We start from the raw sequence: 17,077 nt of genomic DNA on the forward strand, positions 1-17,077 counted from the left end.
TTTCTTCCTGTAGTCTGTCAATCCAGTCTTCAATCATTTGATATCATGTCCGCCTAATCACTTATCAAAAAAATTCCCCACGTCCCCGCGTCCCCGCGTCCCCACGTCCCCGCATCCCCGCGTCCCCGCGTCCCCGCGTCCCCGCGTCCCCGCGTCCCCGCGTCCCCACGTCCCCGCGTCCCCGCGTCCCCGCGTCCCCAGGTCAGTCCTAGTGTCATTTGGCTATCATCTCCGAAGTGACGACATATTGAGGAAATTGGCGCTTTAATGCAGGAAAAACCGGACAAGGGGCTTGTTCTTGCAAATTTTCTGGTTTACTCCAAGTAAAGGGGGCTTTTTGCGCCGCAGACATCCATAACAAAAGCTTTGCTCGTGTCATAGCGACGTAGAGTAAACGGTACTCTTCAGATATTTTTAGCTGCTTTGCTAGCTCCCATGCTTGTTTAACATCTGGTATGGTAGATTCTCCGTGAAGAGCAGCACGAATTTGGGCACGGGCTACTTCTGATAAGGTAAAATCCCCTAAAAACTGACTTTGGGGAGGAACCCAAAATCTGCCAGGAATTAAATTTTCGTGGAGAAAGGGAATAAAAACATAATCCCAGTCCAGCCCTTTGGCTTTATGCATAGTAATAATCGTCAGTTGACCGCGACGGGTGTAACGTTCTTCTGAATCTTCGGTTTCCACTGGTTCAAAACGTTCAGAACTGACGATTTCACTTAAAGCTGACAGCATTGACCTCATTGAACTATTGCTAGCTATCTGCTGGTTTACCCGTTCTGCGAGTTTATCAGCGGTGGCCAATTCTGCTTGGTCGTAATTTAAGGTCAAGGCGAGGAAAGAAATTAGCTGATACAAAGGCAATTCCAAGCGAGCGCGGAGTAAGCTCCGACACAAGTGTGCAGCTTTTTGTACTGGTTCCGGTTGGGATGGTGCTAAGGGGCTGGGATATAAAAATTCTTCTGGGAGACTAGCAAGGGTGTTGAGGTCTTGGGTAGGAATTAGCTGACGCTGCACCAATGCTTCTAATGCAGCTTTGAGGTAATCAGGAGAGTGGGGGCGATCGCAAAATTGCAGCAATGCTAAAATTTCTTGGGGGACATGAGAACGGCGATCGCGTTCTCCCACATCATAAAGTGTAATGTTATGTTCTTTACACACAGGTGCTAAAGCCTCCGCCAACCATCGTCCTTGACGATTTTCTCGCACTAAAATCGCCGCACTATTTTTTGTGGGATCTTCCCCAAATAACTCGATGGCTCTTTGAGATAACAATTCAACGGTGTGATGAATATCGCGCGGAGTGTATAATTCCAGTCCCCGCCCTACTGGTGCTGGGTTGGCGTTAGTTTGCGGATCGCCAGCGTCAACAGGACGAATTGTTTGCAAGCGAAATGGTACTTGTCGGTTATCAAATGGGGATTGGGGGCTGGTGATTGGGGACTGGGGATTTGTTGCTGACCACTGATTATTGATCCATTGGAGAGCAAAGTTAGCAGCTTCAATAATAATTCTCGTACTGCGACCGGCTCGATCCATCGTCGCCAATCGTTGAATGCGATCGCACTGTTCGCAAAATTGCCGAAAATAAATCGGATCGGCTGGGGTAAAAGTAGAGTTAATCGCTTGGTTGGGGTCGCCGACGCGCACCAAGTTGAGTGCTGAGTGGGGAGTGTGGGAGGGTTGGGGTGATGGGGTGGTGGGGTGATAGGGTGAAATTCTCTCCCCATCTCCCCATCTCTCCATCTCCCCATCTCCTCCATTACTCGCCAAAATTTCCAACAACTGAGTTTGTAGCGGGCTAGAATCTTGGGCTTCGTCTTCAAAGACGGCGAATACTTGACTTTGTTCGATGCGGCGGGCGCTGTCGTTTTTTAAAACTTGCAGTGCGGCTAAAATCATATCGTCGTAGTCAATGAAGTCACGCGATCGCATTAAATTTTGATACTGTTCGTACAATCCCGCCGCTACACTCAAAATTGCATATTCGTCTGTGGTTTGTTGGCTCCATTCTTGCAACAATTCTTGCGATATCCCCGAACTTTTGGCTTCATGGATGACCGTATTAGCTAATTCCGGTAAGACTTCTGTCCGTAACACTGATTGACGACGTAACCTTTCTGTTTCTTCACCGTCAAATTGATGACCTTCTAATAACCGCAAATATCGTTCTGGATTATTGGCAATCCATTGCTCTACGGCTGTGCGGATAAATCTATGACTTTGAGTCGGCGTAATTAATGTCACATACTCTAACTGCAACCCTGATAAATCCGGATGGCGGCTGGCAATGTTCAACGCTAAACCATGCAAAGTATAGACAAAAAAGCCTGTTTGTGGTAAAGATAAATCATCTCGTAAGTATTTACGAATTTTGGCTTTTATATTGGCAGCAGCAGAGCGAGTAAAGGTAACTACCACCAACTGACGGCGCAAGGAAGAACCCGATTCAGCAGAACGTTCATATTGACGTGCGATGGCGATGGCTGCCGCCGCCGCCATGCCGGTGGATTTGCCCGCCCCAGGAACAGCAGAAATAGCTAGAGGCCCGGATTGCCAGTCAGCCATTTGTTGCTGTCCGGGGCGCAGACTATTGCGGATGCGTGCAATGGCTTCTGCCCGTACAGATGACACGGGCGATCGCTGCAATACTTCTGAATCGAGATGTTCTTGAGGCACGGTAACAGTAAGGCTATTCTTTCTGAATATAGCGGTTCTTGCGCTTTGTGTGTAACTTTGCGTTTTTAGATGAATTAGATGAAGGGAATGAGGGAGATGGGAGAGTTTGTCCTATCGACGGTGAGTCGTGGGGCTTCTGTTGGTTTTAGCTAAATCATCCCTTAATTCAGCAACCCCGACGTTATCATAAGGAAACTCCAAAAAATAAATTATTCCAGTTAATGCGTTGACTGTTAACTGTGAACCGTCAACAGTCAACAATCTTCTATGGAATATTTTTTACTTGGAAGTCTTTAAAAACTATCTGAAATCACTAAATCGGACTTGCGAGGTGTCTAGCGATGACCATCTCCCTAGAACAATCTAGCCAATCTCCCCTAATGTTTCAGCAGTATGATGCGACCTGGCAAGACTATGTGGCAGTTCGAGATAACCCAGATATTGATTGGCGTAAGATTGCATTTTATCAGGGATGGTTATGGGTTGATATGGGAACAGAAGGACTGGGACATTCTTCTTTTAGCGATTTGATAACAATGATTTTTGGATTCTGGGCATTTTTGCACCCAGAGATAGTTCTCCAATCCTACGGGCGCTGTCTCATTGAAAACCCAGAGACTCACGCCTGTGCCCCAGACCTAGTGCTATATAAAGGTAAAGATATTCCTAAATGGAAACCAGGCCAACCCCGTCGAATTATTCTCGATCGCCATCGTCTGCCCGATTTAGTTGGAGAAATTGCCGATACAACCTTGGGCATCGATCTTGATGAGCAAAAACAACTTTACGCTAGTTTAGGAATTACTGAATACTGGGTGATTGATGTCAAAGGAATGCGGCTGTTTGCATTTGGTTTAACACCAACAGGTATATATCAGGCAATTCAAGTTTCCCAGGTGTTGACGGGTTTACCAATTGCCCTTGTAGAACAAACCTTGGAACGATTAGCTGAAGAAACCAATACCGCAGCCGCCAATTGGTTGATGCAGCAATTACAAATGCCGAAGTAATCTATACATAGACTTCTTGCAGAAGTCGGGATAAGGGGAAGGGGAAAGGGGGTGCATGTTTGGTATTTTCCCTTTCCCCGGTTGGTGAGCTTGTCGAACCATTAACCCCTTCGGGGTTCGCCAGTCGCTCATGGGGGAAACCCCCAAGACCGCGCTGGCTCACCTTTTCCCTTTGACCACAAAAGTGCTTTTTGCACTTTTGCAACAGGTATAATGCCATGTTTATTTTGTATTGATATAAAACTTTACATCAAATAGACCCCTAAACACTGAACACACTGGTTTCTGGGTAAACTAAAAACAGCACTGGCTATCCCAGCAAAATAGGGCTTTTAGCTAATCACAGAAACTCGAAGGGGTATAAAAATGCTCAAGACAAGTTACGACTTTGACCAGGCTATCTTACCCGCAGGCTCTTCATTAAAGACTAATATTCTGCTACGTTTTCGTGCTGACATAGCTGAATCTCCCCGACGGAACCTGAATCTTTCTTTGGTGATTGACCGCTCAGGCTCTATGGCAGGCGCTCCCTTGCATCATGCCCTGAGAGCCGCCGAGTCTGTGGTGGAGCGACTTGAGCCAGAGGACATTCTCTCTGTGGTGGTTTACGACGATGAGGTGGACACAGTTGTAGCGCCGCAGCCTGTAAAAGACAAGGCTGCACTGAAAAATTCTATTAATAAAGTCAGAGCAGGCGGTATTACTAACTTATCTGGCGGATGGCTCAAAGGCTGCGAACATGTCAAAAAGCAACTCGATCCGCAAAAAATCAACCGGGTTCTCCTGCTGACGGATGGTCACGCCAATATGGGTATTCAAGACCCGAAAATATTGACAACAACATCCGGGCAAAAAGCTGAGGAAGGCATCACCACAACTACCTTGGGCTTCGATCAAGGTTTCAATGAAGACTTGCTCATAGGAATGGCAAGGGCGGCTAACGGCAATTTCTACTTTATTCAAAGCATCGATGAAGCTACTGAAGTGTTTAGCATTGAGCTAGATAGTCTCAGAGCTGTAGTAGGCCAGAATCTCACTGTGACAGTTGAGTTGGCTGATGGTGTCAAATTGATAGATACCTTAAGTTTGGCTAAAGTCAACCAAAATCAAGCTCGTCAAACTGCGATCGCCTTGGGAGAACTTTATGAAGGTGAAGACAAACTTTTGGGATTGAGTTTAGAGATATCCGCCGCTCAAATTGGCGAATTACCTGTGATGAAGTTACATTACAGTGCTGATGTTGTGCAAAATGACGTGATTCAAAGTGTGTCAGGCACAGTGGATATTGTTGCCAAAGTTGCTAGTGTTGAGGAAGCAGCCCTCGCTTCTTCAAGCCACATCATCCTAGAACTCAGCCGCCTCACCATCGCTAAGGCAAAAGAGACAGCCCTCGATTTAGCCGAACATGGTAAACACGAAGAAGCTGAACAAATTTTGCGATCGCTCGTGAAAGATTTACGCGATAAAGGGCTGAATGAGAATTTTGAAATTGCTGAAGAAATAGATCAGCTAGAGTATTTCGCCGGTCGCATCGCCCAAAAAGCCTTGGGTAATGCCGGACGTAAGGAACTGCGGGATCAAAGTTTCCAAACAATGACCCGCAATCGCAGTGATTTAGCGGCTCGTGGTGTCACCACTGGCGATGAAATCTATGGAATGACTGTTGTCAACGAAGTCGGTTCGGGTATAGAATTACACTGCTTGCGTGAAGGCGGTAAACTGCGAATCAAAGTTATATCCGATGGCTACGATTCCACCAAGAACGTCCAATTTCCTAGAGCGATTCGTGCCGAGGGCGCACGCTATGTAGTTGAAGCACTGGAACCTTCAAGTGATGGCTCTTTTTACCGCGTGCGTGGTAATATAACCAGGCTAACTAGACCTGGTGAAGCAGATATCTTTGCTGCTCCCAGACAATCAAGGTCAACTAGCACAGGTAAAGCATCCAAAGGCCCTGCTAGTGCCGCCGACCTACCCACAACCGATGCTATCAAAGATGGTATTCTCGTTCAATGCGTCAAAGATGGCAGTAAGTTACGTGCTAGAGTGGTTTCTGACGGATATGAACCGAATTGGAACATGCGTTTTCCGCGATCGGTTCGCGAAGAAGGAATGCTTTACGTGGTAGATGAAATCAAAATCGCCCCCGATGGCAAGTCCTATATTGCCTGCGGTGAAATCAAGCGATTTGTACAACCCACCATCACCAATTAATATCCGCAACCAACCAAAGTAGGGGCGAACGGCTGTTCGCCCTCACCCAATACGTTTTGGGGAAAGGGGAAAGGGGAAAGGGAAAAGGGGAAAGTGGAAAGGGGAAAGGGGGAAGGGGGAAGGGAACAGGGAACAGGGAACAGGGAACAGGGAACAGGGAACAGGGAACAGCAATTTCTATTGGATGAAAAATTTTCAAATTAAATCTACCCTCTAGGGATTGCAGTACATACATTGTGCTGGTTCAGCATATTCAATTCCATTGGGAAATACTTTTTCTTGAATAAACCCACATTTTTGACATTGATAAATAACATTGAGGGTTAAAGCCGTTGGCATACCGCACATTGCACAAGGTAATCCGGGAATTCTTTCCATGACTTCAAAACCAGGCGTAGAACATTGTGGGCAACAACTTTGAATTTTTCTGATTAAATCTTGAGTAGCTTTAGCAATGTTATTCATGCGGGTAGGGTTATACATTGCCCGCATATCTGTTTCTAAATGTGCTTTACCTGTGGGGGAATTTGCAATGGCAAAATTCACGGCTTCTACAAGTTGCTTTTCTGTAGTAATTCCTTTAATAATTTGCTGACTATCTTGAGGATATTCGCTAAACATCACCACTAAACCATGTTCCGGAAAGCCGATTTTTTTAGCAAATTGCAATGCCTGGTCGATACTTTCCACAACAATGTGGCTATGATTGGTTTCTAGAGAAAATTCTTCTCCAATAATTTCTAAATTATTGTTTGTATCTAAAAGTATTACAATTTCTCGATTAGTAGAAATAAAAGGTATGCTAGGGTGAGGTACAAAACTCCCTTCACTAGCTAATGCTAAACTTTCGCCAGTCAATTCTAATGCTTTTTTGGCTTTCAATCTAGCGGTTGCAATTTGATTACCTGGACGTTGAACATCTCTAGTAAATGTCCCAAAAGCATCAGTATTAAAATTTTGAGGAACAATAACTTGAATTCCTAATTCTGCTGCTAAAATTGGAGCGATCGCTTTTTCTTTTTGGTGCATTGTTGCCAATACTGCTATCCGATGAGTAAATAATGAATTCCTTTGCATTTTTTACCTCTTTTGAAATAGCCAAAGTCCTCCAGAGGAGATTAACAACAACGGTGTCAACCAATCACCCCAACGCACATATAAAGTTTTTGTTTGTCGGCGATAAATTGTTTCGGCATGAGTTTCGTAAGTATTATATCCAGATATCCACAAAGTTCTCCCGTGAGGATTTATAAAGGCTGAATATCCTGTGTTAGTTGCCCGTGCTGACCATCTATCAGTTTCAATTGCCCGCATGATATCCTGGGCGTGATGCTGGAATGGCATGGATGGACTGTAATGAGCATCATTAGAGGAACTGAGAATAAATTGTCCCCCCGCCGCAGCTTGATAGCGAAATTGTTCGGGAAAAGCAGATTCATAACATATACTAGCGATCGCTCTCCCAAAAGGAGTGTCAAATATCTGATTTGCTGCACCCGCAACTTGATGTGCTTCCAAAGGCGACAACCGCTCAACTATGCCACCTAAAATTTCTTCAAAGGGAATATATTCTCCCAAAGGTACTAATTTCGCTTTGTCGTAGCGACTGACTATTTCCCCTCGATTATTAAAAGTAAACAAGCTAATTGTATAACTGCGCCCTGTTTCGCCAAAAGCCCCAATCCAAGCCACTACGCCTTTTTCCTTCACCGCTGCCACTAAAGCAGTTGCCATCAAGTTACGCTGGAAAACAGGTAAAGCCCCCTCGGCGGTAAGAACTGCATCGACACCTTGATTGGCTAAACTTATGTATCCCTTGGTATAATTTTCTTCGGCGCGACGAAATCCTTCGGAACTCCGCAAAAGCCGATTAGGAATATTACCTTGAACAATTCCCACTTTCAACGCCGCTTCTGGTGGTTGGGCGATGGGACGACTGTATAAAATAAAACCTATTAAATGTAAACTAATTAATAGCCCAACGCCAGTAGCTAAGTATTTATTAACGAACCACAGAGGCGCAGAGGCCGCAGAGGAAATTCTCTCTGCGTTCTCTGTGTCTCTGCGGTTCGTCCATGCTTCAGCAATTAACCCATTCACAGCGACTATTGCCGCAGTCACAGCATTGGGGCCGGAGAGTTGACCAAGGTGTAAAATTACGAGATTATACGTACTTTGTGTGTAAGCCAAAGAACTCCACCACAAAGGCCCAGCACTCCAGAGACTCTCTAAACCACACCACACAGCTGTACCAATTAGTATACGCAGCCAAGATTTTTGCTCGCCCAAACGCACCATTACAGCTGCCCAAATGCTAACCAGTATTCCCCCCAAAACACTGATAAATCCCCAACAAAAAAGTGCGATCGCCAAACTCGGCAACCACGGCACACCTAACCAAGTCATGGGGTGAATTCCTCTAATCCAGGAGAGGGCCATACCGTGAAAGGCGACGCCCCAGAGAAAGGAGGGGGAGATGGGGAGATGGGGAGATGGGGGGGATTGGTTTTTAGGTTTTGAGGAGGTAACAAGCAACACCCACAGGGGAGCTAGAGCAATCCAAGCTAGGAACCACGCACCGACGGGGGCGACGGTCACCCCCATCAAAATGCCACTGGCTAAGGCAATCAACCAAGGAGGTAAGGAGGTTAATTCCTCTCCTTGCCTCCCCTGTTTTTTACTCTGCTTCTTCTGCATCACCACTATCAGGGGGAACTATTGCTACTCCGGTAATGGCGTCGTCTTCATCTAAACGCTGCACTCTGACTCCAGTTGCCGATCGCGATTGTACGGAAATTGCATTTACGGCTTGCCGAATAATAATACCGCGATTGGTGACCATCATGATTTCGTCGCCATCGTTGTTCACAATGCGTAGAGTTGCTAGTTGGTCTTTGGTTTTACGGTTTTTGAATTTGGTGGCCATTAAACCTTGACCAGCACGGTTTTGCAGGCGGAATTGAGCCACTGGTACGCGTTTTCCATAGCCTCCCATTGTGATTACCAACACCCAAGGGCCGACACTGCCATTACCAGGAACTTCTGCTGACTCTTCATTGATTTCGATTTCTTCGGTTTCAATTTCTTCAACTTCGGCTTCTGTAACTGTATCCAAGGTTTCGAGAATTGCCGCAGGTAAAATATCCATACCCACCAATTCGTCTTTATTTTTCAACTTCATGGCTTTCACCCCACGAGTCGCCCTACCCAAGGGGCGCAGTTGGTCGTGGTTGCACCGGAAGTGAATCGCCATTCCTTGACGAGAACCAATAATCACGCTGTCTTCTACTCTGGCGCGTCGTACCCACCGGAGTTGGTCGCCTTCTTCTAGGGAAATGGCAATTAAGCCATTGGCGCGAATGCTGTTAAAAGCTGCCAATTCGGTTTTTTTGATATTACCGCCTTTGGTGAGCATCACCAGATATTCCTCGTTACTAAATTCGTCAACGGGGACAATGGAGGTAATTTTCTCTTCCTTGGGAATGGGTAGCATTTGCACGATGGGAGTACCGCGACTGGTGCGGGAACCCACAGGAATTTGATAGGCTTTGAGGCAGTAAACTACACCGCGTTCGCTAAAGAACAAAACGCTGTCGTGGTCGCAGCAAGTTAAGAAATGCTCAACGGTGTCATCATCTTTGACCTTGGCGGCGGCTTTACCTCTGGTAGCACGGCTTTGGGCTTCAAAGGTGTTGACGGGCATCCGTTTAATGTAGCCTTGTTCTGTCAGTAAAATTACGGCTTTTTCGTTGGCAATTAAGTCACGTTCGTCGATTTCGCCTTCCCCTGGTAAAATCACTGTGCGTCTGGGGGTGGCGAACTTAGTTTTTAGTTCGGTGACTTCGGTTTCAATGATTTCCAATACCCTCTGCCGCCGTGCCAAAATATCTTGCAAATCGGCAATTTTGGCTTGTAATTCTTCGTGTTCCAGACGAATTTTGTCGGCTTCTAAGGCAGTCAACCGCCGTAATTGCATCTGTAAGATGGCATCGGCTTGCACTTCCGAAAGTCCGTAGGTTTCGATTAATTCGCCTTTGGCTGTGGGTGCATCTGGGGCATGGCGAATCAAGTTAATAATTGCATCTAGGTGGGACAGGGCAATTAATAACCCTTGTAAAATGTGGTCGCGTTCCTCAGCTTTTCGCAATTCGTAGCGGGTGCGTCTGGCAATGGATTCGATGCGGAAGTCCAAGAAGACGCTTAAGAATTGCTTGAGGGTGAGTACTAGGGGTTCGCTATTCACCAATGCCAACATGTTAGCGCCGAAGTTGGCTTGCAGTGGTGTTTGCTTGTAGAGGTTGTTCAAAACCACGCGGGGATAAGCATCGCGCTTGAGTTCGATGACAATCCGCATCCCGTCGCGATCGCTTTCGTCTCGGATATCTGCAATGCCCTCTAGCCGCTTTTCGTTCACCATTTCGGCGATTTTTTCAATTAACGCCGCTTTGTTGGTTTGATAGGGCAATTCGGTGATGACGATTGCTTCTCTATCTGGGCGTCCCCGCTGTTCGATGGTTTCAATGCTGGCGACACCGCGCATGGTAATGGAACCGCGTCCGGTGGTGAAAGCTTCCCGAATGGCAGCTGTCCCCAAAATTTGCGCCCCAGTGGGAAAGTCGGGGCCGTGGACATACTGCATTAATTCGATATCGGTGATTTCTGGATTGTGAATTAGTGCCACCAAGCCGTCAATTAATTCCCCCAAATTGTGTGGCGGAATGTTCGTTGCCATACCCACGGCAATCCCAGAGGAACCGTTGAGCAGTAATTGGGGAATCCGGGCTGGGAGTACTGTGGGTTCTTGCTGGGAACCGTCGAAGTTATCCGCAAAGTCTACGGTTTCTGATTCAATATCGTGTAATAAGCCAGCAGAAGTTAAAGCTTGCAAGCGACATTCTGTATATCGCATTGCCGCTGGCGGATCGTTATCCACCGAACCAAAGTTACCATGCCCGTCTACCAAAGGCGATCGCATGGAAAAATCCTGCGCCATCCGCACCAAAGCATCATACACAGCCGTGTCACCGTGGGGGTGATATTTACCCAACACTTCCCCCACCACACGGGCACATTTCTTAAACGGGCGATCGTGCAGCAGACCTAGCTCGTGCATTGCGTAGAGAATGCGACGATGCACAGGTTTTAGACCATCCCTTGCATCTGGCAGCGCCCGACCCACTATCACGCTCATGGCGTATTCCAGATAAGACTGCGACATTTCGTTTCGCAAGTCTGTCGGGATAATCCTCTCCTGTGAGGTTGTCATAACCTAAAAATCTCCAAAAATCGTAGATTTTAGCTTTTTTACTCGACACAGCGCAAAATTATTCTAAATTGCTCTTGAATAATTGCCATTATCTGATATAATTCTAGCATGTATTACCTTTTCCTGTCTGAATAGCTAATTAAAGTATCTAGTCAAAAGTTAGTAAATAAATATACTAAATGTAGATACAATGGCAGGTACAGAAGCCCACATTTTAAGAGTCTAAGATAAGTCAGGACTTACGCAACCCCGATATTGTCATTGCAAGCAAAACCTAGTGTAGGGAAGTAATCCCCGCCTCAGGTGGGAGATTACTAAGCTATAGCTTGTAATGACGAAATGACGTTATTTTTGCGTAATTGATGTAAGTAGATTAACGTAATTGAAAATAATTCTGTAAAATAACTCACTAATTTAACTGAGTTCGATTATTTACAGAAACTACTTAATTTAAAATGTTATTAATTAGACTTTATTATTTAAAACATCCTGTTAATTGCGAATTGGTATAAATAACAATTTAAGTCCCAAGGTAGTGTATGCCTTGCAACTAAAAAATCTAAGCTTGGCCTATGAGTCCGGGTAAAAACCATGAATAAGGAAACAGTTCCTAACCAAGCAGAAAAGATGAATCCAGAAAGCGATACATCACAATTAAGTCCAGAGGTACTTGACAAAATCAAACACCCTCCAAAAATGGACGATGTGATTCGCGAGCAATCACCAGACGAGCGCAAAACAAACCAAGCTTTAGTACCTGAAATGCTAGAGCAACCAAGTGAGGAATTGTAGCAAGGGGCTGGGGCATTGGGCATTGGGCATTGGGCATGGAGACAAGGGGGACAAGGGGGACAAGGGGGACAAGGGGGACAAGGGGGACAAGGGGGACAAGGTAGCAATTTTTCTCCCCTATCTCCCCCATCTCTCCCATCTCCCCCATCTCCCCATCTCCCCATCTCTTTTGTCCCACCATTTGGTAAGTTAGTACATAGTCTGAAACAATAGCAGTAATAACTCAGAGGGGATTACGTTGAGTCACCAGAAAGATGCCATTGCCCCCCACGGTGGACAGTTAGTTAACCGTATCGCCACACCAGAACAAAGAGAAGAATTTCTCTCAAAAGCGGACTTTTTGCCGCGAGTGCAGCTTGACGATCGCGCTGTATCCGATTTAGAAATGATAGCGATCGGTGCTTTTAGTCCACTGACGGGTTTTATGAACCAGGAAGACTACAATGGCACCGTCACACAAATGCGATTAGCTAACGGTCTTGTGTGGTCGATACCAATTACACTATCGGTAGCCGAAGAAGTAGCTTCCCCTCTCCAAGAAGGCAGCTTAATTCGCCTCGATAACCCCGCAGGTAAGTTTATTGGAGTTTTGCAACTCAGCCAAAAATACCAATACGACAAAACCCGCGAGGCAATTAATGTCTATCGCACTGATGATGCCAATCATCCAGGAGTGCAGGTAATCTATAATCAAGGCTCAGTACATCTGGCTGGTGACATCTGGCTATTACAACGGGAACCCCATCCTCTTTTTCCCACTTATCAAATCGATCCCGCCGCTTCCCGGCAAATCTTCCGCGAAAATAATTGGAAAACCATCGTTGGTTTTCAAACTCGCAACCCCATCCACCGCGCCCACGAATACATCCAAAAGTGCGCCTTAGAAACAGTGGATGCTTTATTTTTACATCCATTAGTCGGCGCAACCAAAGATGATGATATTCCCGCCGACGTGCGGATGCGCTGCTATGAGATTTTGCTGGAACACTACTATCCTAGCGACAGGGTAATTTTAGCAATTAATCCCGCAGCCATGCGTTATGCCGGCCCTCGTGAAGCTATATTCCACGCCCTAGTGCGTAAAAACTACGGCTGCACCCACTTTATCGTCGGCCGCGACCATGCCGGAGTTGGTAATTATTATGGCACTTATGACGCTCAATACATCTTTGATGAATTTGAGCCAAGTGAATTAGGCATCGTGCCCATGAAATTTGAACACGCCTTCTACTGTACCCGTACCAAGCAGATGGCGACAACTAAAACCAGTCCCAGCAAACCAGAAGAACGCATACACCTCTCCGGAACCAAAGTCAGAGAAATGCTGCGACGCGGTGAATTACCTCCACCAGAATTTTCTCGCCCAGAAGTAGCCGCCGAATTAGCACGGGCAATGCGGATACAGGTGTCGGTTTAGGGTATAACCCTTCGGGTAGGGAAAAGGGAAAAGGAAAAAGGGAAAAAGGAAAAGGGAAAAAAGAAAAGGGAAAAGGGTATTATGAGGGATCTTTCCTTTCCCCTTTGCCCTTTTCCCTTTCCCCCTACCCCTCTGCCCCCTTTACACTACAGTCCTTAAACCTTTAAGCTGCTAGCTGGTAGGCTGAGAAATGATGGCTAATTATGAAACGGCGCACGTTTTTCAACAGAATTGGCTCAATACTCGCGGTATTGGGGCTGACTGAAGCTGAGTGGTTGACTCTGGGAAACCGCTATTACTATGCTTTGGCACAACCTAGTCCGCGCAAGTTGGCTTTATTAATCGGTATTAACCAATATCCTAAAATTCCAGCCCTCAGTGGTTGTCTCACTGATGTGGAACTGCAAAGGGAACTTTTAATACATCGCTTTGGCTTTCAAAGGTCGGATATCCTCACCTTAACTGAGGAACAAGCAAGTAGGGAATTCATAGAGGCGGCTTTTTTAGACCACCTGGGCAAGGAAGCTCAAGCCGACGATGTGGTGGTGTTTCATTTTAGTGGCTATGGTAGCCGTGTCAAATTGGAAACATCCTCAGAGACAATGGAAAATGCTCTGGTGTCGGCTAATGAAACTCAGACATTAGAAAATGAAAAAATAGTCAATTATTTATTAGAAGAAAGTTTACTGTTATTATTGCGATCGCTCCCCACAAGCCGAGTCACTGCGGTACTAGATACTAGTTATTCTGTTCCAAGTTCAGTTATTGGATTAAAAAATCGCGCCCTCCAGGAGTCACCAGAAGCTAAGCTCGTAGCAGAGGAAATAGATTTTCTCAAACAATTGAAAACTCAAAAACCACTCAGCAATCCTGTTGTGTTAACTGCTACTTCCAGTCCCAAGCAGTCTGCGAGGGAAGGAATTTTTTCTGGTTTTAGTGCGGGGTTATTTACTTATGCCTTGACTCAGTATTTATGGGAAGCTACCCCAGCGACTAAAATTCAAGTCGCCCTTTCTCATGTGGAAAATTCTTTGTATAAATTGGGTAGCAAACAGCAACCAAATATATTAACGACACAAAAAAATCAAAATGTAGAGAAGTTAGATGTAACGTCCATACTGCCAGATAGTAACATTGGTGCAGAGGGCGTAGTGAGAGCCGTTGAAGAAGACGGTAAAACAGTGCAACTGTGGTTGGCGGGATTACCTCCCCAAGTGCTGCTATACTACGGAGTGAATTCTCGATTGACTCTACCAACAACAGAGCAATTGGTATTGCGATCGCGTAGTGGGTTAACAGCAAAAGCGCAACTGTTGAAAATTGAAGGTGCAATTCCCCCACAAGTAGGGCAATTTGTCCAAGAAGCAGCGCGGGTTTTACCAAAAAATATTAATTTAGTAATTGGTCTAGATACTCGGCTAGAAAGAATTGAACGAGTAGACGCCACAAGTGGCTTTGCTGCTACTGCTCATGTGTCCACCGTAGTAGCAGGGGAACAACCAGCCGATTATATATTTGGTAAGCTCCAGCAAACACCCAGTCGCTACGGACTATTTACTTTGGATGGTGAGTTAATTCCCAACACCGCCGGCGAAGTGGGCGAAGCGGTAAAAGTTGCAGTACTGCGGTTAGCACCAAAATTATCCACCTTACTAGCAGCTAAATTATGGCGACTCACAGAAAATCAAGGTTCTTCCCGCCTAGCCATCAAAGCAACCCTAGAGATAATTAATGATAAATCACCCCAAGCCGTAACCCAACGCCAAACACTACGAACCCAAGACTCAACATTCAACACTCCCCACTCCCCACTCCCCACTCCCCTTGTCCCCATCGGCAGCCGGATGCAATATCGGCTGCAAAATCAAAGCGATCGCCCAGTATACTTAATTTTGCTAGGTTTAAAAAATAATCAGACTGCAACTGTTTTCTACACTTGGGAAACTCCACAAGAACCAAACACTACAGAAAATAAACTCCTTTTTAGAGAAATTGTCATCCCCCCAGGTGAAACCGTTACTTTGCCTGAAAACAACACCGGTTCTGAATGGGTAATTGCAGCGCCGGCCTTCTTTTTGCAACAACAACTAATTTTTAGTACTGCTCCCTTGAGTGCAACTCTCGCCGTCTTAAACACTGCAAAATATCCCACACCAGACCAGCATCCAATTACCCCATTGTCCAAATCATTAGATGTCGTCCAAGCCTTACTCCAAGATTTGCACAACGCCAGCTTCATCAAAACCGAAATGAACGGTACAGCAACCGACTCATATATCTTGGATGTGAATAATTGGGCAAGTTTGAGCTTTAATTTTCAAGTTGTGTAAATGGGGCATTGGGCATTGGGCATTGGGCATTGGGCATGGAAAGAGGACAAGGAAGACAAGGGGGACAAGGTAGCAATCTTTCTCCCCCATCCCCCTATCTCCCCCATCTCCCCACTCTGCACTCCCCCACCACTAAGCCGAACTACTCACAAGTTCATCAAAAGCAGTATCGAAAGACACTTCTTTCCAAGTATCTAGTTCAGTTTTCACGGACTCCAGTTTGGCGTTAATAGCATAGATAGCATCTTCTCCCAATGCCAATCTCAGTGGCGGATTTTCGCTATTAACTGCTTTAATAATTGCCAAAGCTGCTTTTTTTGGATTTCCTGGTTCTTGGAATTCCAATTGATTATCTAATATATCCCGCGCCCCTTGACGCATTTCACCAATGGCTATTTCATAATCTTTGATTTCGCTATCAGCAATAACCAGAGAACGGGTGACAAATTCTGTACGAAAAGCACCAGGTTCGACAATTGTGATTTTGATACCCAAAGGTGTAACTTCTTGAGCCAATGCTTCAGAAATTCCTTCTAGAGCAAATTTTGTACCATTATAAATTCCCGTACCTGCATAGCCCACAAAACCACCCACTGATGAAATATTAACTATGTGCCCACTACCTTGCTGTCGCATATAAGGTAGTACTGTGCGTAGCACTTCTAAGACACCAAAAAAGTTAGTTTCAAATTGACGGCGGACTTCTGCATTGCTGACTTCTTCTATTGCCCCTAAAATGCCATATCCAGCATTATTAACAAGTACATCAATGCGTCCAAATTTGGCAATTGCTTGTTTTACTGCTGCTTGTATTTCTTCTGGCTTAGTAACATCAAGTTGCACCGCTAATGTATTTTCTGGAAAGCTTGCTGCTAAATCTTGAATCAACTCTGGATTCCTAGCAGTTAATACCACAGTGTCACCTTGCTCTAACACCGTTTCTGCTAATGCTCGACCCAAGCCTTTTGATGTGCCAGTAATCAACCATACTTTTGTTTCAATAGTTGAAGACTTTATCATTAAAACTCTCCATTTTTTACAAAAAAAAATTCAGCCAGTAGTTACACAAAATTCAATATAATTGCCTTAAAAATAGGGACTGGTGACTGGGGACTGGGAAAACTAAGAGATTTTTATTGTTTCTTGTGAGCGCAACTCATGGAGTCTCTTGCAAAAGTCCTTCTTTGCGCCTTTCTGTAAAACTCTTAAATAACTTCGTCAGCAACACCAAAATATTTATGCAAGAAGTCTAATTTTGAATTTTGTGTAACTAGGGTATTAACTATAAATAGTTGCTCTAAAACCCAATATTCGTAAAAGATTTTCCTGTTTCCTGTTCCCTGTTCCCTGTTCCCTCTTAATTCCGAA

11 protein-coding genes are annotated in these 17,077 nt (G+C 45.3%); 5 read left to right on the forward strand and 6 right to left on the reverse strand.

Translation table 11 applies throughout. The annotated features are described in order from the left end of the window. Positions 1-53: 53 nt before the first annotated feature. The gene (locus tag VF06_RS40695; protein WP_180267646.1) at positions 54-218 is read right to left on the reverse strand and encodes a hypothetical protein; all 165 of its coding nucleotides are present in this window, start codon (positions 216-218) and stop codon (positions 54-56) included. Beyond that, positions 215-2,680: an ATP-dependent helicase gene (locus VF06_RS13285; RefSeq protein ID WP_099066324.1), complete on the reverse strand. Its 2,466-nt coding sequence runs from the start codon at positions 2,678-2,680 to the stop codon at positions 215-217. Before VF06_RS13285 ends, VF06_RS40695 begins: the two co-directional genes overlap by 4 nt. 341 nt (positions 2,681-3,021) lie before the next feature. On the opposite strand from VF06_RS13285, the gene VF06_RS13290 reads away from it, so the two are divergent. Beyond that, positions 3,022-3,690 (forward strand): Uma2 family endonuclease, encoded by a 669-nt coding sequence (locus VF06_RS13290; protein ID WP_099066323.1) that lies wholly within the window; start codon positions 3,022-3,024, stop codon positions 3,688-3,690. Positions 3,691-4,056: 366 nt separating this feature from the next. Next, complete coding sequence (locus VF06_RS13300; RefSeq protein WP_099066322.1) at positions 4,057-5,904, forward strand: vWA domain-containing protein; 1,848 nt, start codon at positions 4,057-4,059, stop codon at positions 5,902-5,904. 213 nt (positions 5,905-6,117) lie between these two features. Here the strand turns inward: VF06_RS13300 and VF06_RS13305 are convergent, their stop codons facing one another. The 3 genes from VF06_RS13305 to gyrA are packed head-to-tail and all read right to left on the reverse strand — an operon-like array spanning position 6,118 to position 11,170. Next, positions 6,118-6,981 carry a DUF6671 family protein gene (locus tag VF06_RS13305; RefSeq protein ID WP_099066321.1) on the reverse strand — a complete coding sequence of 288 codons (864 nt, stop codon included), beginning with the start codon at positions 6,979-6,981 and terminating at the stop codon, positions 6,118-6,120. Positions 6,982-6,984: 3 nt separating this feature from the next. Continuing rightward, positions 6,985-8,601 (reverse strand): apolipoprotein N-acyltransferase, encoded by a 1,617-nt coding sequence (gene lnt, locus VF06_RS13310; RefSeq protein WP_099066320.1) that lies wholly within the window; start codon positions 8,599-8,601, stop codon positions 6,985-6,987. Next, the gene (gyrA, locus tag VF06_RS13315; protein WP_099066319.1) at positions 8,582-11,170 is read right to left on the reverse strand and encodes a DNA topoisomerase (ATP-hydrolyzing) subunit A; all 2,589 of its coding nucleotides are present in this window, start codon (positions 11,168-11,170) and stop codon (positions 8,582-8,584) included. Before gyrA ends, lnt begins: the two co-directional genes overlap by 20 nt. A gap of 591 nt (positions 11,171-11,761) precedes the next feature. On the opposite strand from gyrA, the gene VF06_RS13320 reads away from it, so the two are divergent. The 3 genes from VF06_RS13320 to VF06_RS13335 all read left to right on the forward strand — a co-directional run bounded on the left by VF06_RS13320 (position 11,762) and on the right by VF06_RS13335 (position 15,709). Beyond that, positions 11,762-11,962 (forward strand): hypothetical protein, encoded by a 201-nt coding sequence (locus tag VF06_RS13320; RefSeq protein ID WP_099066318.1) that lies wholly within the window; start codon positions 11,762-11,764, stop codon positions 11,960-11,962. Between the two features lie 238 nt (positions 11,963-12,200). Then, positions 12,201-13,379: a sulfate adenylyltransferase gene (gene sat, locus VF06_RS13330; RefSeq protein ID WP_099066316.1), complete on the forward strand. Its 1,179-nt coding sequence runs from the start codon at positions 12,201-12,203 to the stop codon at positions 13,377-13,379. A gap of 203 nt (positions 13,380-13,582) precedes the next feature. Then, on the forward strand, positions 13,583-15,709 hold the full coding sequence (locus VF06_RS13335; RefSeq protein WP_099066315.1) for a caspase family protein: 2,127 nt from the start codon (positions 13,583-13,585) through the stop codon (positions 15,707-15,709). Between the two features lie 132 nt (positions 15,710-15,841). On the opposite strand, the gene VF06_RS13340 is transcribed toward VF06_RS13335, so the two are convergent. Further along, complete coding sequence (locus tag VF06_RS13340) at positions 15,842-16,729, reverse strand: oxidoreductase (protein ID WP_099066314.1); 888 nt, start codon at positions 16,727-16,729, stop codon at positions 15,842-15,844. Between the last annotated feature and the right edge of the window lie 348 nt (positions 16,730-17,077).

The sequence above is a fragment of the Nostoc linckia z4 genome (assembly GCF_002608075.1).
Taxonomy (GTDB): Bacteria; Cyanobacteriota; Cyanobacteriia; order Cyanobacteriales; family Nostocaceae; genus Nostoc; species Nostoc linckia.

Coding starts and splice junctions, on each gene's coding strand:
- VF06_RS40695 (WP_180267646.1), bottom strand. CDS start 218: ATGACACTAGGACTGACCTGGGGACGCGGGGACGCGGGGACGCGGGGA.
- VF06_RS13290 (WP_099066323.1), top strand. CDS start 3,022: ATGACCATCTCCCTAGAACAATCTAGCCAATCTCCCCTAATGTTTCAG.
- VF06_RS13300 (WP_099066322.1), top strand. CDS start 4,057: ATGCTCAAGACAAGTTACGACTTTGACCAGGCTATCTTACCCGCAGGC.
- VF06_RS13305 (WP_099066321.1), bottom strand. CDS start 6,981: ATGCAAAGGAATTCATTATTTACTCATCGGATAGCAGTATTGGCAACA.
- lnt (WP_099066320.1), bottom strand. CDS start 8,601: ATGCAGAAGAAGCAGAGTAAAAAACAGGGGAGGCAAGGAGAGGAATTA.
- gyrA (WP_099066319.1), bottom strand. CDS start 11,170: ATGACAACCTCACAGGAGAGGATTATCCCGACAGACTTGCGAAACGAA.
- VF06_RS13320 (WP_099066318.1), top strand. CDS start 11,762: ATGAATAAGGAAACAGTTCCTAACCAAGCAGAAAAGATGAATCCAGAA.
- VF06_RS13335 (WP_099066315.1), top strand. CDS start 13,583: ATGAAACGGCGCACGTTTTTCAACAGAATTGGCTCAATACTCGCGGTA.
- VF06_RS13340 (WP_099066314.1), bottom strand. CDS start 16,729: ATGATAAAGTCTTCAACTATTGAAACAAAAGTATGGTTGATTACTGGC.